Source organism: Xanthobacter agilis (genome assembly GCF_021730435.1).
In the GTDB taxonomy this organism is placed as follows: Bacteria; Pseudomonadota; Alphaproteobacteria; order Rhizobiales; family Xanthobacteraceae; genus Xanthobacter; species Xanthobacter agilis.
On sequence record NZ_JABWGX010000011.1, the window covers coordinates 124362 to 144890 of the forward strand.

Here is a 20529-nt window from a genome sequence, read left to right on the forward strand (position 1 = left end):
CCATCGGCCGGACCCGAAAGACGCTTCCAAGGAATGCTAGGATGCCATCGCAAGCATCGGGCCAGTGGCGGAAGCGGCGCCGTTCGGGCGTTTGCCCTGCCGCACCGGAGGTCGAGTGCACCTGGGGGAACGCCGTCATGCACCCTTCGTACATCTGCGAACACTTTGAGGCCGGGAACGCCGCCATCTCCTGAAAGCGTCGCTTGGCGCGACCCTTGCTCAGTTCCACCCCGGCCCACCCCGCGCCCCGCCGCGGACGAGCCAAACCAGAAAGCGAGACACCATGGCCCAACTCCGTCTCGACGAGGTGCTGCTGCGGCCCGGAACGGGCGCCCTGGCGCGCATCCTTTTCCTCGCGCCTTACGCGCCGGAGGCGCCGGATTACGCCTGTCGCGCCTTTGCCGGCGATGGCGGCTATCCGGCCTATTACCATCGCGTGTTCGAGACCCTCACCAAGCTCGGCTATCCGGTGCGCACCGCCTCGCGGGCCGACGCCCCGCTCCAGGCCGCAGGCGCCACCGACCTCGTCTTTTCCCTCATGAACCGCATGGAGATGGCCAATCCGGAAGTCTTCGTGCCGGCGTTGTGCGAGTTCCTGCACCTGCCCCATGTGGGCGCCACGCCCAATATCCGGGCGCTGGCCGAAGACAAGTGGCTGACCAAGAAGGTAGCCGAGGCCAGCGGCCTGCCGGTGGCGCCAGGCGCCCGCTACGACACCCCCGCCGCCCTTGCCGTGCCGCCGCCGTTCGCCGGCCCCTATTTCGTGAAGAACCGTTTCGGTGCCGCCTCCGAGGGGGTTTCGGATGCGTCCATCCAGGATGATTGGGCGGGCGCCGCGCGCGTGGCGGCGGATCTGATGGCGCGCGGCATGGCGGTCCTGGTGGAGCGGTTCGCCCCCGGCATCGACGTGACCGTGCCGGTGCTCGGCGGAGCGGAACCGCTGGTGCTCGGCCTCGTGCATCCCCGCTCCGACCGGGCGGGCGCCATCGTCACCGAGGAGCTGAAGCGGGACGATCCGCTCGGCTATGCGCTGTTCGACGCGGGAGACGCGGAAGCGGCTTTCCACGCCGACGCCCGGGCACTGTGGGGCGCCGCCGGCCCCATGGATTATCTGCGCCTCGACTATCGCTTCGACGCTGAAACCGGGCGGCGCACGTTCCTGGAGTTCAACATCTGCTGCCACATCGGCCGCTCCGGCGCCATCTGTCTGGCCGCCGGCCAATGGGGCCTGTCGCAAGCGGACGTGCTGGGCCATGTGGTAGAATTCTCCCTCGCCCGCCAGCGCCGCCGGCTTCAGCCGCGCGAGACGGAGGCGATACGATGCGCCCAGTGATGCCCGCGCCGGACGGCGCCTTGATGCCCGCCGGTCCGCTCGACCTTCTGTGCGAAGTGCCGGTGCCGCTGCGGATGCGGTTCGCCGACGACCTGTCGCGCCATCTCGCCCGCCATTGCACGCAGGGTGGAGAAGCCTTCTCCTGCCATGTGCCCATGGGCCAGGGCGGCCCGAGCCCGCTCGACCGCCTGCGCTATGTCCGCGATCCGCTCGACTTTCCGCGCATGCTGGTGTCGGCCCGGCACGGCAATGCGTTCAACCGCCGTTTCCATGACACACACATGCGCGCCGGGGCCTTCAGCTCCGGCCAGCCGGCGGGCGTGGCGTCCGTCTTCGAGGCGGCGGGGCTGATCGATCCAAAGGGCTGGATCGGCGTCTACGCGGTGGCGCCTTTCGTGATGCTGGTGGATCGGGCCCGCCTCGGCACCCGCCCCCTGCCCCGGAGCTGGGCCGACCTCGCCGAGCCGGAGCTGCGCGGCGAGGTGAGCTTCGGCGGCTGGCGCCGGCCCGGCATGGCCCATCACAGCGCGCTCAACACCTTCTTCCTCCTCGCCATGCTGCGCCTTCTGGGGCCGGAGCGTTTCGGCCGGCTGCTCGCCAATGTGTCGGAGCTCACCCATTCGGCACAGATGCCGCGCATCGCCGGAACCGGGGCATCAGTCTCCTCCATCTATGTGCTGCCCTGGTCGCTCGCCGACATCTGCCCCCGCCGCAACCGCACCGAAGTGGTGTGGCCGCGAGAGGGGGCTCTCGCCTATCCGCTGTGGACCACCATGCAGAGCGCCCACCGGCAACGGCTGGCGCCGGTGGTGGACCACCTCTACGGCACGGCCACCGCCGATTTCCTGGACCGCAACCGCTATCCGGCCCTTGCCCCGCGCCGCCAGCCCGCCCTGCCCGAAGGCGCCCGCCTGCTCTGGCCGGGGTGGGACTATGTCCGCCATCCGGCCGCCGCCAGCGACCTGAAGCATGTCATCGCCCTGTTCCGCCGCAGCCGGGAACAGATGGAACGGGAGGTGCGCCGATGCGCGTGATCACGGTGGCCGGCCCGCCCTCGGTGGGCAAGACGGCGGTGGTGCTCAAGACCGCCGCGCACCTGGCCGCGGCCGGCCTGCGCGTCGGCGTCGTGAAATTCGACTCGCTCTCGACCCAGGACGACGCCGCCTATGCCCGCGCCGGCCTCGACGTGTCGGTCGGCCTTGCGGGCAATGTCTGCCCGGACCATTTCTTCGTCTCCAACATCGATGACTGCCTGACCTGGGCCCGCGCGCGCGGGCATGACACGCTGGTGGCCGAAAGCGCCGGCCTGTGCAACCGCTGCGCCCCGCACATCAAGGGCGCGCTCGCCATCTGCGTGGTCGACACCCTGTCCGGCATCCACACCCCGCGCAAGATCGGCCCCATGCTGAAGCTCGCCGACGTGGTGGTCATCACCAAGGGCGACATCGTCTCGCAGGCGGAGCGGGAAGTCTTCGCCTTCAATGTGCGCAAGGCCAATCCCCGCGCGGTGGTGGTGGCCTTCAACGGCATCACCGGCCAGGGGGCGGGCGAGCTGGCCTTTCACATGGCGCAAGCCGCCGGGTTCGAGACTCTGGAAGGCCAGCACCTGCGCTATCCCATGCCCTCGGCGGTGTGCCCCTATTGCGTGGGCGAGACCGCCATCGGCGAGGACCACCAGCGCGGCAATGTCCGCAAGATGGCCTTTGCCGGGGATGGCTCATGACCCCCGAGGACACCGCAACGCTCGCGGCGGCGAAACTCGCAAGCCTCACCATCCTGGGCGGGCGCGACAAAGGCGGGGCGCTGGAGACGCTGGACCTCACCCTACGGCCCGGCGACGTGGTGTGCGTGGTGGGCCCCACCGGCTCCGGCAAGAGCCGCCTTCTGGCCGACATCGAATGCCTCGCCCAGGCCGACACGCCATCCGGCCGCCGCATCCTGGTGGACGGGGCCCCACCCGATGCGCGGCGGCGCTGGGCGACCGTGGGCAAGCTGGTGGCGCAGCTGTCGCAGAACATGAATTTCGTGGTGGACCTGCCGGTTGCCGAGTTCGTCGCCATGCATGCCGACTGCCGGATGGTGGCCGACGGCGACCGCGTGGTCGCGGACGTGATCGCCTGCGCCAACGCGCTGGCCGGCGAGCGCTTCCATGCCGATGTTTCCCTGACCCAGCTTTCCGGCGGTCAGACCCGAGCCCTGATGATCGCCGATACCGCTCTTCTTTCGGCCTCGCCGGTGGTGCTGATCGACGAGATCGAGAACGCCGGCATCGACCGCAAACGGGCGCTGGACCTGCTCGTGTCGCAAGACAAAATCACGCTCGTGTCGACCCACGACCCGATCCTGGCGCTGCTGGGCCATCGCCGCATCGTGGTCGCCAACGGCTCGGTCGCCGACGTGATCGAGACCTCCGCCGAGGAAACGGAAAGCCGCGCGCACCTGGAACGGATCGATGCCGTTCTGATGGCCCTGCGCCAGCACGTGCGAGGTGGCGGGCGCATCGAAGCCCTGCCCGCGGCCTTCTCGACCTTCGCCTCCGCCATGGCAACCGACGAGCCCTTCCCATGGACGCGCTGAGCCTGCTCCTCAACCGGCGTTCCACCACCGCACTGGAAGATCCAGGCCCCTCCGGCGCGGAACTTGAGATCATCTTGCGGGCGGCCTTGCGGGTGCCGGACTTTCAGGCCCTCAGGCCTTACGCGTTCCTGATCGCGGAGGGCGAGGGTCGCGCCCGGCTCGGCCGGCTGATGCAGGAGGCTGCCATCGCCTCCGGCCGGCCCCAAGGCGACGTGGCGCGGGCTGCCGGCATGCCGCTGCGCGCGCCGCTGGTCATCATCGTGGTGGCCAAGGCGCGGGAAAGCACCATCGTGAGCCGGTTCGAGCAGCAGCTTTCCGCCGGTTGCGCGGTGATGGCGATGCAGATGGCGGCGGTGGCACTCGGATATTCCGGGATCTGGCGCTCCGGCTGGCCCATGTTCGACCCGCATCTGGCCACCGCCCTGGAGTTGGGCGCGGACGACCGCATGGTCGGGTTCCTCTACCTCGGCACGCCGGCCCGCTCGCTGGCGCCCGCAGCCCCCGTCAATCCGCAGGCGTTCACCCGCCGCCTGTAATGCCTCAAAGGCCCATGAGTTCAGCCCGCGCGGTGCTGACCGGCTCCACTGCGCACGTCCGCTCGGCACCCCACTCGGCACTGGTCAAAGACCGGGGCCGATGGCATCAGCCCGCCTCGCCGCCCGCGCCCGTTTTGGCCTGATACGCCGGGGCCGTCCGTCTCCACCCGGAAACCGGGAGGGGATACCCCCACCGGAGGCACGGCGCGTTCGGGACACGGCACCAAGGCGCCTCCTCCCGCCACGGACGCAGGTGGCTGGCGCCGGCAACTCCTCCTCGCCCCGCAGCGGCGTGCTGCCTCCGCCCGCCCCCGCCAGGCCACGACCTGCCCATGGGCCGACCAAACGCAAAGCGGCGGCATGCGTCCTTGGCATGCCGCCGCTTCACCATCCTCGTGCGAGGCCTGATGCCTCGATGCCCCGTGGCGTTGCCGCCCGCTCAGAACTTCATGGAAAACTGAGCGGTAAAGGCGTTCTGGGCGGCGGTATTGGCGATCTGGCCGGAATAATTGACCGAGAAGGCCGCCTCGTTCGACAGGGCATAACCGAGCCCGGCCGCAACCGCGAACGCATCCTCGGCAATCGGCACGCCCGACACCTGGAACGGCAGGGTGCCAGCGTTGAACCTCATGGTCGCGTTCGGCGTCGTGTCGCCGAAGGCATGCTGCCAGCCCAGGCTTACGCTCGGGGTCAGGGCATGACCGAACAGGTCCACCGACGTGGCGGCCCGCACTCCGAGCGTGGTGTAGGTCGTCGCCATGGAGCCGACATCCACCGAAAGGCCGGCCGACCCGCCGGTTTCGCTGAAGTTGGCGCCGGCGATGTTCAGATAGGCGAGGCCCACGAACGGCTCCAGGTCGAACGCGCCGAGGCGGGTGTCGTAGCCGAGCTCCCCGAACAATTGCACGCTGCCGGCGGAATAATCCCCGCTGGTCGCCTGCATGATGCCGGGGAAAGCGATGGTCCGGTTCCCCGACACATCGTGCCACGCATAAGCGAAACCGCCGCGGGCCGCGATGGCACCGAACTGGGCCGCCGCGTAGAGGCCCGCGTCGTAATTGTCCATGGACCCCGACGAGGCGCGTGCGTCCACATCGAAGCTCGACTGGCTGAAGCCGCCGAACACACCCGCCCGCGCATTGTCCGCCACCGCCACGTCGGCACCGATCAGGAAGCCGCCGATGGTGGAGGAGACGCTGGCGGCATTGCCGTCGCCGAAGGCATTGCCCCAGCCGCCATAGCCCTGCGCCCAGAGGGTCGGCGTGAGGTCGGGCCCCAGCTGTGCCGTGGCCGGCGCCTTGGTGGTGTAGGCGAGCGGCGCGGTCGACGGCGCCACTACCGATTGGCGCAACCGTGCACCCACCGCCTCACGCACATAGACCGACTGCTGTTGGATCACCGTGTCCGCGGACGCATAGATCTCGCCGCTCAGAGCGTTGAACGCCCCGGCGACCGAGCTATTCGACTGATCGAGGATGGCGTCATACACCGCGTTGCCGCTGCCGAGCGCCTGCGCCGCCACCGCCACGCCCCGCTCGTTGCTGGTGCGCGCATAGGTGGCGAAGTCCACGTTGTTGTAGAGCAAGGTCAAGTAGACGTTCTGCGCGTCGTAGCTCAGCGAGGGGGTCAGGAAGGCATAATTGCTGGTGACCGACCCGAAGGTCCCGCTCACCGCGTTCGTGGTGGTGATGATGGCGTAGGTCGTATTGGCCGCGTAGGCGCCAGCCTCGGCGATCACGGCCACCGAGGCGCCGCTGGAAAGGCTTACCGCCCCCGTCGCGGTGATGAGGTCGTGCGCCCCCGCGGGGGTCACATCCACCCGGTAGACCGATCCGGCATTGAAGGTGACCGTACCATTCACGACTATGGTACCCGGCGAGTTCCCCGGCGCGGCGACACCGCTGTTGTTTACGATGAGGCCGCCGATGGTGCCATTGCCGCTGAGGGTACCTCCGTCATCTACGGTGAAGGTCGAGGCACTCTTCGAACCATTTTCCAGGTGGACGGTCGCATCACCCACGGAGATCGGGCCCGTATAGGCGCCGGGGTCCGAGAACTCCACCGTGCCGCCACCGAGGAAGCTCACCGTACCGGCCCCGGTGATCGTGCCGGGGAAGGTGAAGGTGTCGGAGCGGTTGAACACCAGCGCGGCATTATTGACCACGTCGCCCACGATGGAGCCTGAGGTGCCGCCATTGCCGATCTGCAGCGTGCCGGCATTGATGGTGGTGACCCCGGTGTACGTGTTCGCACCTGTGAGGATCAGCGTACCCGCGCCCGTCTTGGTCAGGCCACCCTCGCCGGAGATCACGCCGGACAGGGTGAGAGTGGTGGCGGAAGCCGTGTTGAGAGTGCCCCCGGCGCTGGCGAGGCTTACACCGCGCCCGCTCTCGAACGTCGCCGTCGTCGCCAGCGTGCCGCCCTGGAAGCTCAGAGCGCCCGCGCTCGCGCCCAGATTGGCGTCCGACGACACCTGCAGCGTGCCCGCCTCAAGCACCGTCCCACCAGAATAGGTGTTGGTGCCAGACAGAACGATGGTGCCTTCGCCCACCTTGGTCAGGGCGCCGGTGCCGGTGATCGGCGCGGAGATGGTCGCGGTCACATCCGCCCCTTCCGCCCACACCTGCCCGCCCGTGCCGAGATCCAGGCTGCCGCCGGTGCCAGCCTCCACCTCATAGCCCGTGGTCAGGAACTCCAGCGTGGCGAAGCTCTGCGCCCCCACCACGCTCACCGTCCCCGCCGCGCCCGAGAACACCCCTGTCCCGCGGCCCCACGCCGCCGTGCTGCCATCGGTGTCCAGCCAGAGGTTCGACGAGGTCCAGGTCCCGCTGCCGCCGCGGCTGCTGCCGTTTGCACTCCAATATTGCAGGCTGGTGTCGTGGCCCGAGACCACCACGTCCACCGTCGAGGTGCCGACGTCCAGCGCGGTCGTGTAGCTGCCCGTGGGCGTGGTGCCCAGCGCCAGCCCGTTGTCGGTCAACGTGCCGCCGCTCGCGAACACCCGGTAGACGCCGACCCCGTAGGTCGCCGTGCCGGTCACGTTCAACGTGCCGGCCACCGTGAGCGCGCCGGTGGTGGTGAACACCGCGCTGGTCGAGGCCGCCGACAGCGTCACATTGGTGACCGCGCCGCTCGAAAGGCTCAGCGATCCCAGGGTGAGGGTGCCCGTGCCCTGGCTGCCCGACAGCACGCCGCCCGAGGCCACCGTGACCGCACCGGTGAGGGTGCCGCCCGCCCCCTGGAGCGTCGCCCCGGAGGCCACGCTCACGCCGCCGCCCAGGCCACCGGAGATCTCCAGCGTGCCGGCATTCACCGATGTCGCGCCGGTGAAGCCGCTGCTGTCGCCGCTCAGCGCCAGCGTGCCCGCGCCCGTCTTGGTCAGGCCACCCGCGCCGGAGATCACGCCGGACAGGGTGAGAGTGGTGGCGGAAGCCGTGTTGAGGGTGCCCCCGGCGCTGGCGAGGCTTACACCGCGCCCGCTCTCGAACGTCGCCGTCGTCGCCAGCGTGCCGCCCTGGAAGCTCAAAGCGCCCGCGCGCGCGCCAAGGCTGGCGTCCGACGACACCGACAGCGTGCCCGCCTCAAGCACCGTCCCACCAGAATAGGTGTTGGTGCCAGACAGGGTCAGCGTGCCCGCACCCTGCTTGGTCAGGCTACCCTCGCCAGCGATCGCCCCGGACAGGGTCAGCGTCGTTCCAGTGGCGGTGTCGATGGCGTTGGATGAGCCGTTGACGGTGCTGTTCCGCGCGCTGGTGAAGCTCGCGATCGTCGAAAGCGTCCCCCCCATGAAGAACAGCGCACCGGAGGCATCGCCCAGATTGGCGTCCGACGACACCTGCAGCGTGCCGTCCAGCAGCACCGTGCCACCCGAATAGGTGTTGGTGCCCGTCAGGGTCAGCGTTCCGGTCCCCAACTTGGTCAGGCCACCGGAACCGGAGATGACGCCGGCGAACGTCCCATCGACGCCCTGCACCACCGTCAGCGCCTGCGCGCCCAGCGCCACCGCGCCCGAGGCCGCGCCCGACAGCGTGTTGATGGTTGCGCCGAAGGTCGTCGAGGAGATGTCCAGCGTCCCGTCCACCGACACCGCGCTCGATGCGGCGATGCTGCCGGTGCCTGACAGAGCGAGCGTGCCCTCGCTGATGGTGGTGACGCCCGTGTAGGTCGTCACGCCCGACAGGGTCAGCGTGCCGGTACCCTGCTTGGTCAGGGCACCGGCGCCATCGAGCGCCGTGGCGATGGCGATGTCATTGCCGTTGGTGTCGATAAAGACGCCACCCGAGGCGATCTCGACGGTGCTCGCCGTGAAGCCCGACAGAAAGTCCGTAGACGACGCCGTCGCCCACAGCACGCCGCCGTCGATGGTGAGCGTGGCAGTGCCGGAGATGTTGACAATCTGTCCCACGGCCAGAACGCCGCGCGAACCGGACGTTCCGTTCACCGCCGCCGTGTTGGTGACGGAGGGGTCGCTGGAGCTGCCAAGCTGAAGGGTGGCGGCCGTAACCCTACCGCCATCCGCAATGGTCAGCGCGCCCGAGCCGCCGTAAGCCCCCAGTGCCAGATCGGAGCTGAGGGACCAGGTCGAGCCCGCACCGGTCACGCTTGCCGTGCCAATGGAGCCTGAAGAGGCGCCAATAAAGCCCACGCTATTGGCGACCACGCCGCCAGCGGCAATGGTGAGCGTGCCCGTACCGGCGGTGCCGACAGAAAGACCGCTGGTCCCCAGATCCCAGCGTGACCCCGCCCCCGTCACAATCACGGTGCCGGTGGAGCCCGCGTTGCTACCGATGTCGCCTGCACCGAAGGTGCTGGTGACCGTGCCGCCATCCTCAATGGTGAGCGTGCCGCTGCTGTAGAAGCCTACGGCAACGCCGCCGCGCCCCAGGATCCAGCGCGACCCCGCCCCCGTCACAGTCACGGTGCCGCTTGAAGCGGCGCCAATAGTAGCATAGCCGCTAGTGATCGCGCCCCCATCCTCAATGGTGAGCGTGCCACTACCCGCATAACCGACATAAAGGATGTTCGTCCCCAGGTCCCAGCTTGACCCCGCCCCGGTCACGGTCGCAGTGCCCGTGGCGCCCATATAGTAACCAACAAACGCCGTGCCGCTGGTGACCGTACCGCCATCCGCTATGTTCAGCGTGCCCGCGCCACCGAAATCACCCACATAAAAGGCGCCGCTGCCCAAGTCCCAGCTTGACCCCGCCCCGGTCACGGTCGCCGTGCCGGTGGAGCCTGCGTTGGCGCCAATAGCGCCGAAGCCACTGGTGACCGTACCGCCAGCCTCGATCGTGAGCGTGCCCGTACCGAAGTAGCCCACATTCAGGCCGTAGGTCCCCAGATTCCAGCTTGCACCGTTTCCAGTGACGGTCACCGTGCCGGTGGAGCCGGTCGTAAGGCCGATAAGGCCACTGCTGCTGGTGACCGCGCCGCCATTGGCGATGGCGAACGCGCCGGCCTCCACGGCGAGCGTGCCGACCGATGAACCCGTGCCCGTCAGGGTCAGCGTTCCGGTCCCCAACTTGGTCAGGCCACCGGAACCGGAGATGACGCCGGCGAACGTCCCATCGACGCCCTGCACCACCGTCAGCGCCTGCGCGCCCAGCGCCACCGCGCCCGAGGCCGAGCCCGACAGCGTGTTGATCGCGGCGCCGAAGGTCGTCGAGGAGATGTCCAGCGTCCCGTCCACCGACACCGCGCTCGATGCGGCGATGCTGCCGGTGCCTGACAGAGCGAGCGTGCCCGCGCTGATGGTGGTGACGCCCGTGTAGGTCGTCACGCCCGACAGGGTCAGCGTGCCGGTACCCTGCTTGGTCAGGGCACCGGCGCCATCGAGCCCCGTGGCGATGGCGATGTCATTGCCGTTGGTGTCGATAAAGACGCCACCCGAGGCGATCTCGACGGTGCTCGCCGTGAAGCCCGACAGAAAGTCCGTAGACGACGCCGTCGCCCGCAGCACGCCGCCGTCGATGGTGAGCGTGGCGGTGCCGGAGATGTTGACAATCTGTCCCACGGCCAGAACGCCGCGCGAACCGGACGTTCCGTTCACCGCCGCCGTGTTGGTGACGGAGGGGGCGCTGGAGCTGCCAAGCTGAAGGGTGGCGGCCGTGACCGTACCGCCATCCGCAATGGTCAGCGCGCCCGAGCCGCCGTAAGCCCCCAGTGCCAGATCGGAGCTGAGGATCCAGGTCGAGCCCGCACCGGTCACGCTTGCCGTGCCAATGGAGCCTGAAGAACTACCAATAAAGCCCACGCCATTGGCGACCACGCCGCCAGCGGCAATGGTGAGCGTGCCCGTACCGGCGGTGCCGACAGAAAGACCGCTGGTCCCCAGATCCCAGCGTGACCCCGCCCCCGTCACAATCACGGTGCCGGTGGAGCCCGCGTTGCTACCGATGTCGCCTGCAACGAAGGTGCTGGTGACCGTACCGCCATCCTCAATGGTGAGCGTGCCGCTGCCGTTGGTGCCTACGGTAACGCCGCCGCTCCCCAGGATCCAGCGCGACCCCGCCCCCGTCACAGTCATTGTGCCGCTTGAAAGGAGGCCAATAGTGCCGGAGCGGCTGGTGATCGCGCCCCCATCCTCAATGGTGAGCGTGCCACTACCCGCATAACCGACATAAAGGATGCTCGTCCCCAAGTCCCAGCTTGACCCCGCCCCGGTCACGGTCGCAGTGCCCGTGGCGCCCGTAAAGTAACCAACATACGCCGTGCCGCTGGTGACCGTACCGCCATCCGCTATGTTCAGCGTGCCCGCGCCACCGATAGCACCCACATAAAAGGTGCCGCCGCCCAAGTCCCAGCTTGACCCCGCCCCGGTCACGGTCGCCGTGCCGGTGGAGCCTGCGTTGGCGCCAATAGCGCCGAAGCCACTGGTGACCGTACCGCCAGCCTCGATCGTGAGCGTGCCCGTACCGGAGTAGCCCACATTCAGGCCGTCGGCCCCCAGATTCCAGCTTGCACCGTTTCCAGTGACGGTCACCGTGCCGGTGGAGCCTGAACCGTAGCCGATAAGGCCACTGCCGCTGGTGACCGCGCCGGCATTCTGGATGGTGAGCGCGCCGGTGCCGACATCGCCGACCATGAGGCCACCAGAGACAACCCAGGGGGACGAATAGGTGCCCGGCACCGTGACCGTGGTCCCGCCGTCGATGACCTCATTTGCCCGCGCCTGGGGCATGGACGCGACCAGCGCACCGATCGAAGCCGCGCACATCAACGCCCGCAGAAGCCCGTTTCCACCCCGCGCGCACCGCACGCCCACGCCGTCCTGATCGCCGCCCATCGCCACGGTATCCCCCTTTACCAAAGGCAATATTCGCATCCCTATTTGGCTGCCTCCCGAGAGTCATCAACATACCGTAACGAAAGGAGGGCAATTGCAGGACATTCCCCCTGGATGTTGCATAAAAACAACTCCAATTTGCGAGGTATTGGGACGAGCCGATCGCCGCGCCGAGGCCCCCTTCCACTGGTCCGTAAGCGGTGGACAAGGTATTGCGTACCGGGAATGGTCAGGAACTGCCGCCAGGGGCGAGAGGAAGGGGCAGCACCCAGGGGGGGCCTGAACCTGCCTCCATCAGATCATAACCCCACCCGAACGACGCAAGGCCACCTGTTCCGCAAGAGCGATTCGCTCCCCGCGAGGGGAGGCGCCCCCCGACGCGCGAGGCGCATTCCTGCGCGGCCCCGCCCGCCATGGATCAGGCCTCAGGCGCGAACGTCGCCCGCACCATGCCGAGGCCCATCACCTGCGCCTCATAGGTCTCGCCCGCCGTCACGGCCACCATGGGCCCGAGCGCGCCCGACAGCACGGTGTCCCCGGCGCGCAAGGGCCGCCCGGCGCGGGCCATGGTGCGCGCCAGCCACCACACCGCGTTCAGCGGGTGGCCAAGGCAGGCCGCCCCCACCCCCACCGACACCGGATTCCCCCGGCAGGTCATCACCATGCCGGCCAGCAGCAGATCGAGGCCGTCCAGCCGGCGGGGGGTGTTTCCGAGCACGTAGAGGCCCGACGACGCATTGTCGGCAATGGTGTCCACGATGCCGATGCGCCAATCGGCGATGCGGGAATCCACCACCTCGATGGCGGCGACCGCGTAATCCACGGCGCCGAGCACATCGGCCAGGGTCAGCCGTTCCGCGCAAAGGTCACGCCCAAGCACGAACGCCACCTCCGCCTCGACCTTCGGCTGGATCAGCCGGCCGGACGGGATCTCCCACCCGTCCGGCACCGCCATGTCGTCGAACAACATGCCATAATCGGGCTGGTCCACCCCGAGTTGCTTCTGCACCGCCTTCGAGGTGAGGCCGATCTTGCGGCCCACCAGCACGCGGCCCGCCGACAGCGCCCGACGGGTGCCGATCTCCTGCACCCGGTAAGCGGCATCGAGATCGCCCGCCGACAGCAACGGGGCGACCGGAGCGCACGGCACGCGGCTTTCGCCCGCCTGGCGCAGGCGCTCGGCAACGTCGGCCTCGGCGGCCGGCGCCCCAGTATTCACATCGCTCATGGCAGCGCTCAGCGGTTCAGGAGAAAGTCGATGTGGATGCGGTTGAAGGTGTCTGGATCTTCATATTGCGGCCAGTGCCCGCAATTCTCCATGACTACAAACCGGCTGCCCTTCACCAGATTGGCCATGCGCCGGCCCACCTCCACGGACGCGGTCGGGTCATGGGTGGTCCACAGCACCAGGGTTTCGGCGGTGATGCGGCCGAGCTCCTCTTCGGTGAGCATGTTGCGCTGGCGCACATCCATGTCCTGGAGGCACATGATGCGCTCCATCGCCTCCACCATGCCCGGCCGGCGGAAGCAGGCGAAGCGCGCCTCCACCAGGTCCTCGGTGACGATGCTCGGGTCCAGCATGAGGAATTCGAGGCGCCTGCGGGTCGCCTCGCGATCCGGCGAGCGCACGGCGGCAAGGCTCAGCGTCTTCAGGCGCTCCATCACCTTGGGGTCGGCGATCATGCCGCCGGCGGTGTTCAGCACCAGCCGATCCACGCGCTCGGGATAGGTCGCGGCGAACCGCGCCGCCACCCAGCCGCCAAGGGATTCGCCGGACAGATGCACCTTCTCCACGCCCAGCGCGTCGATGAGATCGCGCAGGTGCTCCACATAATCGGAGATTTCGTAATTGCGATCCGGCTTGTCGGTGAAGCCATGGCCCAGCATGTCCACCGCCAGCACCCGGAAATGTTCCGCATGGGGCAGAATGTTGCGGTGATAGGCCTCCAGGTGGCCGGAGACACCATGCAGCAGGATCAGAACCGGGCCTTCGCCGGCTTCCAGCACGCGGGTGCGCACACCCTTGGCATCAATATAATGCAGATGCACATCACCGCCGGCGATCGCGGACCAGAGCGAACGCAGCTCCGGCTGCGTCGATGCGCCTGAATGCGCGGGGGGTGAAGAGGGGGCGATGGCCTGGGCCGCTTCCGACATGGCGTATTCCTCGACTGTGTTTTCGAAGCCGAGGGAAGATGGAGAAGAGCACCGGCACCGCGCCAATACATATTCCATCCCATTCTAAGACCTTTTGCGTCTTATTTTGCATCCCATTTCAGGGCCTCCACCACCAGCCCGCGAAACGTCGCGAGTTCCTGGGAGGCATTGTCCTGATGCCAGACCATGGCGAGATCCACCAAGGTCTGAGCGCCCGTGAGCGGACGCGTGGTGACGTTTCTGAACAAGAGATGCTCCACATAATCGGGCAGCAGCGTGAAGCCGGCGCCAAGCCCCACCAGGGTCATCATGGTCATCACATTGTCCACGTCCTGCACCGGCGTCACCTCCACCCGGCTGGCGCGTAGAAAACCTTCCACGATGTCGTGCAGACCACCAGCATGGTGCGGCGAGATGCGCAGGAAGGGGAAAGCCGCGAGATCGGCGATGTCCACCGCCTCGGCCCGCGCGAGCGGATGATCGGCCGGCATCACCGCCACCAGGCGCTCGCGCAGCACCGCGTCGAAGCGCAAGGCGGGATCGGCCACCGGCAGGCGCAGGAAGCCCACGTCGATCTCCCGCTGCGACAGGGCCCGCTGCTGCTCCAGCGTGGTGAGGCTACGGAACACCAGGTTGAGTTCCGGAAAGCGCGCCCGCATCACCGTCAGCATGGAGGGGAAGATCTTCACTTCCGCCGACGGCAGGAAGCCGATGATGAGCTTGCGTTCGTCGATCCGCGCCGCGCGCCGCGCCACCTCCACCGCCCGCTGCGCCTGGGCGAGCACCAGGCGCGCCTCGTCCAGGAACGCGCGCCCCGCCTCGGTCAGCGCCACCCGCCGCTTGGTGCGGGTGAGCAGCGGCGTGCCGATCTCCTCCTCCAGATCACGGATCTGCTGGCTGAAAGAAGGCTGCGCCGTGCGCAGGCGGGCCGCCGCGCGGGTGAAGTTCAACTCCTCGGCGACCGCCACGAAATAGCGAAGATGTCTCAGCTCCATGCCTCTCAGTTAGACGCATAACGTCTGAAACAGCAAGGAAGAAAATATTTCTCCTTATTCCAAGTCGATGCTTAGTGTTCCCGGCATCAAGGCTTGGTCCCGACCAACGAACCAAGCAGCGACAAGGGGAGGATCGGCAGATGGACGATAAACTCGGCGTCCGCAGTCTCATCGACGTGCAGCGCGGCACCCTCAAACCGGCGATCTACACCGACCAGGCCATCTACGAGCAGGAGCTGGAGCGGATTTTCGCGCGCTCCTGGCTGTTTCTGGCCCATGAGTGCATGATTCCAAAGGCCGGCGACTTTTTCACCACCTTCATGGGCGAAGACCCGGTGATCGTGGTGCGGCAGAAGGACGGCTCGGTGTCGGCCTTCCTCAACCAGTGCCGGCATCGCGGCATGAAGCTGTGCCATGCGGACGAGGGCAACACCCGCGCGCTGACCTGCCCCTATCACGGCTGGGCCTACGGCCTGGACGGCGCCCTGACCTCCGTGCCGCTGGAGGAGGAGGCCTATCGCAACCGGCTCGACAAGTCGAAATGGGGCATGCGCAAGGTGCCGCGCCTCGCCACCTACAAAGGCCTGATCTTCGGCAATTGGGACGAGAACGCGCCGAGCCTCGAAGACTATCTCGGTGACATGGCCTGGTATCTCGACGGCTTCCTGGACCGCCGCGAAGGTGGAACCGAAATCGTCGGCGGCGTCCACAAGTGGGTCATCGAGTGCAATTGGAAATTCGCGGCGGAACAATTCTGCTCCGATCAGTATCACGCGCCCTATACCCACGGCTCGGCGGTGCAGGTGCTGCAGCCCGTGCCCACCAACAAGCCGGACGGCTCCCCCCTCGGTGAGGGCCAGACGGCCAAGCCAGCCTGGGCCAATGGCCTCGGCGGCGTGCAGTTCGCGGGCAACGGCCATGGCAGCGCGTTCTTCTTCACGGAGAAGGCCGACGCCAATGTCTGGGTCGGCGGCGCCGTCTCCAATTACTTCCGCGACACCTATCCGGAGGCGGAAAAGCGCCTCGGCCGGGTACGCGCCCTGCGGCTTGCCGGGCACAACACCATGTTCCCGACCCTGTCCTGGCTGAACGGCACCCAGACGTTGCGCGTGTGGCACCCGCGCGGGCCGAACCAGATCGAGGTGTGGGCCTTCTGCATCGCCGACAAGGCCGCCCCCGACGAGGTGAAGGAGGCCCTGAAGAAAAGCCACGCCCGCGCCTTCGGCCCGGCCGGCTTCCTGGAGCAGGATGATTCCGAGAATTGGGTGGAGGTGCAGAAGGTTCTGCGCGGCCACATGGCCCAGAAAACGGATTTTTGCGTGCAGATGGGCCTCGGCATGGAGGAGCGCCGCACCGACGGCATTCCCGGCATCACCAATTACACCTTCGCCGAAACCGCCGCGCGCGGCTTCTACCAGCGCTGGGCGGACATGATGACCGCCGAAAGCTGGGACGAGATCGAGGCCCTCACCAGCTCGTTCCAGAAGGAGGTCGTCAATGCTTGAGGCTGTCGCCCGCATCGCGCCCCTCGGCGAACCCGTCGGCAAGGTCACGCCCGAACTGCAGCACGAGGTGGAGCAGTTCCTGTATCTGGAAGCTGCGCTGCTCGACGAGCGCCGGTTCCGCGAATGGCTGGACCTGCTGGCGGAGGACATCTCCTACGTCCTCGACACCAACACCCTGGCCCAGGTGCGCGACCGCAGGCGCGGCCTGCAGCCGCCCACCACCTCTATTTTCAACGAGGACAAATACCAGCTCGAGCGGCGCATCGCGCGTCTTGAAACGGGCATTGCCTGGTCGGAGGAACCGGCCTCGCGCACCCGCCATTTCGTCTCCAATGTGCGCATCCTCTCGGTGGTTGGAAACGAGCTGGAACTCGCCTGCAACTACATGGTCCACCGCGCCGCCAAGGCCCGCGACCACCACACCTTCATCGGCACCCGCCGCGATCGGCTGCGCCGCGCGGACACCGCCGGCGGATGGGCTCTGTTTGGCCGCCACCTTGAACTCGACGCGTTCACCCTGACCGCGGCGAACATCAGCATCCTGTTGTGATCCATGGAAAAAGTTCACGTCTGCTCACTTGCGGACCTGCCACCCGGCGAAGCGCGCCGGGTGGACACGTCCCCCGCCATCGCCGTCTTCAACCTGGACGGTGCATTCTATGCCCTGGCGGACCTGTGCACCCACGGCAATGCCTCCATGGCCGAAGGCTATCTGGAGGACGACTGCACGGTGGAATGCCCGGTGCACACCGCCCGCTTCTGCCTGAAGACCGGCAAGGCCCTCACCCAGCCCGCCACCATCGACCTCGCCACCTTCGCGGTTGAGGTGGAGGGCAACGACATCTATGTGCTCATGCCGCAGGGCGGCGCCTGATGGGCGCGCTGGAGGGGCAGGTGGCCCTCATCACCGGCGGCGGCTCCGGCCTCGGCCGGGCCCTGGTGGAGCGCTTCATCGCGGAGGGCGCCCGCGTGGGCGTGCTGGAGCGCTCGGCGGAGAAGGTGGCGCAGCTCGCCGCCGACTTCCCCCAACAGGTGGTCGCCGTCACCGGCGACGTCCGCTCCATGGCCGACAACGACACCGCCGTCGGCGAGACCGTGGCCCGGTTCGGCCGGCTCGACTGCTTCATCGGCAATGCGGCGGTGTGGGACCACGGCGCGAGCCTTCTGGACATTCCCTCCGAGCGCCTGCCCGACGCCTTCGACGAGCTGTTCGCCATCAATGTGAAGGGCTACCTGCTGGGTGCCAAGGCGGCGGCCCCGGCCCTGGTGAAATCCGAGGGCAGCCTCATTTTCACGCTGTCGAACTCGGCCTTCTATCCCGGCGGCGGCGGGCCGCTCTATACCGCCTCGAAGCACGCGGCGGTGGGGCTGGTGCGCCAGCTCGCCTACGAGCTCGCCCCGAAGGTGCGGGTGAACGCGGTCGCGCCGAGCGGCATGGCGAGCGACCTGCGCGGGCCGCAGGCCCTCGGCCAGCAGGACACGCGGATCATGGACTCGCGGTCGCCGGACGCCATCCGCGCCATCCTGCCGCTGCAATTCTTTCCCGAACCCAAGGACTTCACCGGTCCATACGTGCTGCTCGCCGCGCGCGGCGACAACCGCACCCTGTCCGGCGTGATGATCAATGCCGATTGCGGGCTCGGTATCCGCGGCATCCGCCACGTGGCCGGAGGCTTGAACCTCTGAAGCCAAAACAGCCGCCCCGCGCGGAGCGGCGAGACCAATAAGGGGAGGAACCCTGCGCCATGTCCATCAAGCTCATCTGCGTGTCGCACAGCCCGATGATGGATTTCATCCATCCGGCGCCCGAGGTGGAGGCCGCCGCGCGCGGCGCCTTCGCCGAGCTGGCGCAAGAGGTGGCCGCCTATGATCCCGAACTGATCGTGCTGTTCGCACCCGATCACTTCAACGGCTTCTTCTACGACCTGATGCCCCCCTTCTGCATCGGCCTTCGCGCCAAGTGCGCGGGCGACTGGGACATCGGCGAGGGCCCGCTCAACGTGCCCGAGGCGCTGGCCCTCGACCTCGTAAAGGCGGTGCAGGCCGAAGACGTGGACATCGCCTATTCCTACCGCATGCAGGCCGACCACGGCTTCACCCAGCCCCTGGAGCTGCTGGCCGGATCGGTCGCGCGCTATCCCACCATTCCCATTTTCATCAACGGCGCGGCCAAACCCTTTCCACCCTGCCGCCGGGCGCTGAAATTAGGCGAGGCCGTCGGCCGCTTCCTGGCCGGACGGCCCGAACGCATCCTGGTCGTCGGCTCGGGCGGCCTGTCCCATGATCCGCCGACCCCGCAGTTTGGCAGCGTCCCGCCGGAGGTGGAGGAATTCCTCATCGCCGGCCGCAACCCAAGCCCGGAGGCGCGCCGCGCCCGTCAGGAACGGGTGGTGGAGAACGGCCGCCTGCTGGCGCGAGGCCAGGGCAGCTCCCAGCCCCTCGACCCCGACTGGGACCTCGGCCTCATCAACACCTTCGTCACCGGCGACCTCACCCGGTTCCAGACCATGACCGACGAGGAGATCCGCGCCCAGGGCGGACGCGGCGGCCAGGAAATCCGCGCCTGGATCGCCGCCTTCGCCTGCCTCAAGGCGGCGGGAACCTATCAGGCCCGGACGCGCTACTACCATCCCATCGACGCCTGGATCGCCGGCATGGGCATGGTGAGCGCCGACAGCCTCGCATCGTGAGGGGCAGGCCATGAATGCCCTCCCCCATCCTTCAGGACACGCGCCGGTGCATGTGGTGGTGGGCGGTGGCCAGGCCGCCGCCGCCGCGGTCACCGCCATGCGCGAGGCCGGCTTTTCCGGCCGCATCGTGCTGGTCGGCGCGGAAGCCCACCTGCCCTATGAGCGCCCGCCCCTCTCCAAGGAGGTGCTGGTGACACCGCAGGCGGCCCAAGTCTCTATCCATCCCGAAGGCTTTTACGCCGAAAAAGGCATCGAATGCCGCTTCGGCGATGCCGCGGTGCATTTCGACGCCGACGAACGCCGGCTGGAGCTGGCCTCCGGCGAAACCCTGGCCTTCGACAAGCTCCTGCTGGCCACCGGCGCGCGGGCGCGCGCCTATCCGCTGCTGGATCAGCTCGGCAGCGGGGTCTTCACCCTGCGCACCCTGGACGATGCCGAGGCCCTGCGCGGCCACATCTGGCCTGGCCGCCGGGTGCTGGTGGTGGGCGGCGGCGTCATCGGGCTCGAAGTGGCGGCCAGCGCCGTCATCATGGGCGCCGACGTGACGGTGATCGAGCGCGGCGCGCGCCTGATGGCCCGCGGCGCCCCCGCGCCCATGGTCGAGACCCTGATCGCGCTCCACCGGGACAAGGGCGTCACCTTCGCCCTCGGCGCCGATCTGGTCGAGGCCACGCGGGCCAATACCCGCGAGATCACGCTGTCGGCGGCCGATGGCCGGCAGTTCGTGGGCGACCTCGTGGTCTACGGCATCGGCGTCGAGCTGAACGTGGACCTTGCCATATCCGCCGGCCTGCGGGTGGAAGACGGCATCGTGGTGGACGAATACGGGCGCACCAGCCACCCCGACATCTATGCCGCCGGCGATGTCGCCCGCCAGTGGACCCCCGCGCGAGGCACCCACCTGCGGTTCGAAACCTGGGCCAACGCCCAGAACCAGGGCACCGGCGTCGGCCGCGCCATGGTGACGGGCGAGCCCTGCGCCTTCGAGGTGCCGTGGTACTGGACCGACCAATATGGCCACAATTTCCAGGTCGCCGGCGCCCAGGAGGCCGATGAATGGCTGCATCGGGGCGAGCCCGGCGCGCTGAAGGCGACCGTGTTTGGCCTCAAGGACGACGTGGTGGTGGGGGCATTCACCGTCGACAACGGCCGCGAGATGCGCCCGGCGCGCGCCATGATCGCCACCGGCCACCGTATCACCGACCGGACACTCATCGCCAATCCCAAGACCGATCTGCGCAAGGTGGCCGATGGCCGGCTCTGAGCGCCCCCTGGAACACGACAATGGAGCGGGACCGAGCGGGTCCACGGCTCAAGGAAGGATCCACATGCCCAAGATGAAGGCAGCGATTATTGGATCTGGGAACATCGGGACGGACCTGATGATCAAGATCCTGCGGACGGCGCGGCACCTTGAGATGGGTGCGATGGTGGGGATCGACCCGCGGTCG

General features: G+C 68.1%; 15 protein-coding genes and 1 pseudogene. 12 read left to right on the top strand and 4 right to left on the bottom strand.

Annotated elements, in window-relative coordinates:
- Positions 1–283 precede the first annotated feature (283 nt).
- Genes HUW53_RS10185 through HUW53_RS10205 form a run of 5 tightly spaced genes read left to right on the top strand, consistent with a single transcriptional unit; the run spans position 284 to position 4446 of the window.
- Positions 284–1333: a D-alanine--D-alanine ligase family protein gene (locus HUW53_RS10185; protein WP_237345642.1), complete on the top strand. Its 1050-nt coding sequence runs from the start codon at positions 284–286 to the stop codon at positions 1331–1333.
- On the top strand, positions 1321–2367 hold the full coding sequence (locus HUW53_RS10190; protein WP_237345643.1) for an ABC transporter substrate-binding protein: 1047 nt from the start codon (positions 1321–1323) through the stop codon (positions 2365–2367). The genes HUW53_RS10185 and HUW53_RS10190 overlap by 13 nt, the downstream gene beginning before the upstream one ends.
- Positions 2358–3056 (top strand): GTP-binding protein, encoded by a 699-nt coding sequence (locus HUW53_RS10195; protein WP_237345644.1) that lies wholly within the window; start codon positions 2358–2360, stop codon positions 3054–3056. The genes HUW53_RS10190 and HUW53_RS10195 overlap by 10 nt, the downstream gene beginning before the upstream one ends.
- Positions 3053–3910, top strand: a complete 858-nt coding sequence (locus HUW53_RS10200; RefSeq protein ID WP_237345645.1) for an ATP-binding cassette domain-containing protein — start codon at positions 3053–3055, stop codon at positions 3908–3910. The genes HUW53_RS10195 and HUW53_RS10200 overlap by 4 nt, the downstream gene beginning before the upstream one ends.
- The gene (locus HUW53_RS10205) at positions 3898–4446 is read left to right on the top strand and encodes an NAD(P)H nitroreductase (protein ID WP_237345646.1); all 549 of its coding nucleotides are present in this window, start codon (positions 3898–3900) and stop codon (positions 4444–4446) included. The genes HUW53_RS10200 and HUW53_RS10205 overlap by 13 nt, the downstream gene beginning before the upstream one ends.
- 439 nt (positions 4447–4885) lie before the next feature.
- Here the strand turns inward: HUW53_RS10205 and HUW53_RS10210 are convergent, their stop codons facing one another.
- From HUW53_RS10210 to HUW53_RS10225, 4 genes are all read right to left on the bottom strand, one after another.
- On the bottom strand, positions 4886–11761 hold the full coding sequence (locus tag HUW53_RS10210) for an autotransporter-associated beta strand repeat-containing protein (protein ID WP_237345647.1): 6876 nt from the start codon (positions 11759–11761) through the stop codon (positions 4886–4888).
- 388 nt (positions 11762–12149) lie between these two features.
- Positions 12150–12959, bottom strand: coding sequence for a 2-keto-4-pentenoate hydratase (locus HUW53_RS10215; RefSeq protein ID WP_237345648.1), 810 nt, complete (start codon positions 12957–12959; stop codon positions 12150–12152).
- Positions 12960–12967: 8 nt separating this feature from the next.
- A complete protein-coding gene (locus HUW53_RS10220; protein WP_237345649.1) occupies positions 12968–13888 on the bottom strand; it encodes an alpha/beta fold hydrolase in 921 nt (306 codons plus the stop codon).
- A gap of 101 nt (positions 13889–13989) precedes the next feature.
- On the bottom strand, positions 13990–14883 hold the full coding sequence (locus tag HUW53_RS10225; protein WP_237345650.1) for a LysR substrate-binding domain-containing protein: 894 nt from the start codon (positions 14881–14883) through the stop codon (positions 13990–13992).
- Positions 14884–15023: 140 nt separating this feature from the next.
- On the opposite strand from HUW53_RS10225, the gene hcaE reads away from it, so the two are divergent.
- From hcaE to HUW53_RS10260, 7 genes and pseudogenes are all read left to right on the top strand, one after another.
- On the top strand, positions 15024–16388 hold the full coding sequence (gene hcaE / locus HUW53_RS10230; protein ID WP_237345651.1) for a 3-phenylpropionate/cinnamic acid dioxygenase subunit alpha: 1365 nt from the start codon (positions 15024–15026) through the stop codon (positions 16386–16388).
- Complete coding sequence (hcaF, locus tag HUW53_RS10235) at positions 16381–16938, top strand: 3-phenylpropionate/cinnamic acid dioxygenase subunit beta (protein WP_237345652.1); 558 nt, start codon at positions 16381–16383, stop codon at positions 16936–16938. Before hcaE ends, hcaF begins: the two co-directional genes overlap by 8 nt.
- Before the next feature lie 3 nt (positions 16939–16941).
- Positions 16942–17262, top strand: coding sequence for a 3-phenylpropionate/cinnamic acid dioxygenase ferredoxin subunit (gene hcaC / locus HUW53_RS10240; protein WP_272904180.1), 321 nt, complete (start codon positions 16942–16944; stop codon positions 17260–17262).
- Positions 17262–18074: a 3-phenylpropionate-dihydrodiol/cinnamic acid-dihydrodiol dehydrogenase gene (gene hcaB, locus HUW53_RS10245; RefSeq protein WP_237345654.1), complete on the top strand. Its 813-nt coding sequence runs from the start codon at positions 17262–17264 to the stop codon at positions 18072–18074. Before hcaC ends, hcaB begins: the two co-directional genes overlap by 1 nt.
- 59 nt (positions 18075–18133) lie before the next feature.
- A complete protein-coding gene (locus tag HUW53_RS10250) occupies positions 18134–19078 on the top strand; it encodes a 3-carboxyethylcatechol 2,3-dioxygenase (protein WP_237345655.1) in 945 nt (314 codons plus the stop codon).
- A 10-nt stretch (positions 19079–19088) separates the two neighbouring features.
- The gene (gene hcaD / locus HUW53_RS10255) at positions 19089–20342 is read left to right on the top strand and encodes a 3-phenylpropionate/cinnamic acid dioxygenase ferredoxin--NAD(+) reductase subunit (RefSeq protein ID WP_237345656.1); all 1254 of its coding nucleotides are present in this window, start codon (positions 19089–19091) and stop codon (positions 20340–20342) included.
- Positions 20343–20406: 64 nt separating this feature from the next.
- A pseudogene (locus HUW53_RS10260) lies at positions 20407–20529 on the top strand (acetaldehyde dehydrogenase (acetylating)); the annotation flags it as partial.

Bases quoted from the DNA above. Each gene is read 5' to 3' on its own strand.
- HUW53_RS10185 (WP_237345642.1), top strand. From the start codon at position 284: ATGGCCCAACTCCGTCTCGACGAGGTGCTGCTGCGGCCCGGAACGGGC.
- HUW53_RS10190 (WP_237345643.1), top strand. From the start codon at position 1,321: ATGCGCCCAGTGATGCCCGCGCCGGACGGCGCCTTGATGCCCGCCGGT.
- HUW53_RS10195 (WP_237345644.1), top strand. From the start codon at position 2,358: ATGCGCGTGATCACGGTGGCCGGCCCGCCCTCGGTGGGCAAGACGGCG.
- HUW53_RS10200 (WP_237345645.1), top strand. From the start codon at position 3,053: ATGACCCCCGAGGACACCGCAACGCTCGCGGCGGCGAAACTCGCAAGC.
- HUW53_RS10205 (WP_237345646.1), top strand. From the start codon at position 3,898: ATGGACGCGCTGAGCCTGCTCCTCAACCGGCGTTCCACCACCGCACTG.
- HUW53_RS10215 (WP_237345648.1), bottom strand. From the start codon at position 12,959: ATGAGCGATGTGAATACTGGGGCGCCGGCCGCCGAGGCCGACGTTGCC.
- HUW53_RS10220 (WP_237345649.1), bottom strand. From the start codon at position 13,888: ATGTCGGAAGCGGCCCAGGCCATCGCCCCCTCTTCACCCCCCGCGCAT.
- HUW53_RS10225 (WP_237345650.1), bottom strand. From the start codon at position 14,883: ATGGAGCTGAGACATCTTCGCTATTTCGTGGCGGTCGCCGAGGAGTTG.
- hcaE (WP_237345651.1), top strand. From the start codon at position 15,024: ATGGACGATAAACTCGGCGTCCGCAGTCTCATCGACGTGCAGCGCGGC.
- hcaF (WP_237345652.1), top strand. From the start codon at position 16,381: ATGCTTGAGGCTGTCGCCCGCATCGCGCCCCTCGGCGAACCCGTCGGC.
- hcaC (WP_272904180.1), top strand. From the start codon at position 16,942: ATGGAAAAAGTTCACGTCTGCTCACTTGCGGACCTGCCACCCGGCGAA.
- hcaB (WP_237345654.1), top strand. From the start codon at position 17,262: ATGGGCGCGCTGGAGGGGCAGGTGGCCCTCATCACCGGCGGCGGCTCC.
- HUW53_RS10250 (WP_237345655.1), top strand. From the start codon at position 18,134: ATGTCCATCAAGCTCATCTGCGTGTCGCACAGCCCGATGATGGATTTC.
- hcaD (WP_237345656.1), top strand. From the start codon at position 19,089: ATGAATGCCCTCCCCCATCCTTCAGGACACGCGCCGGTGCATGTGGTG.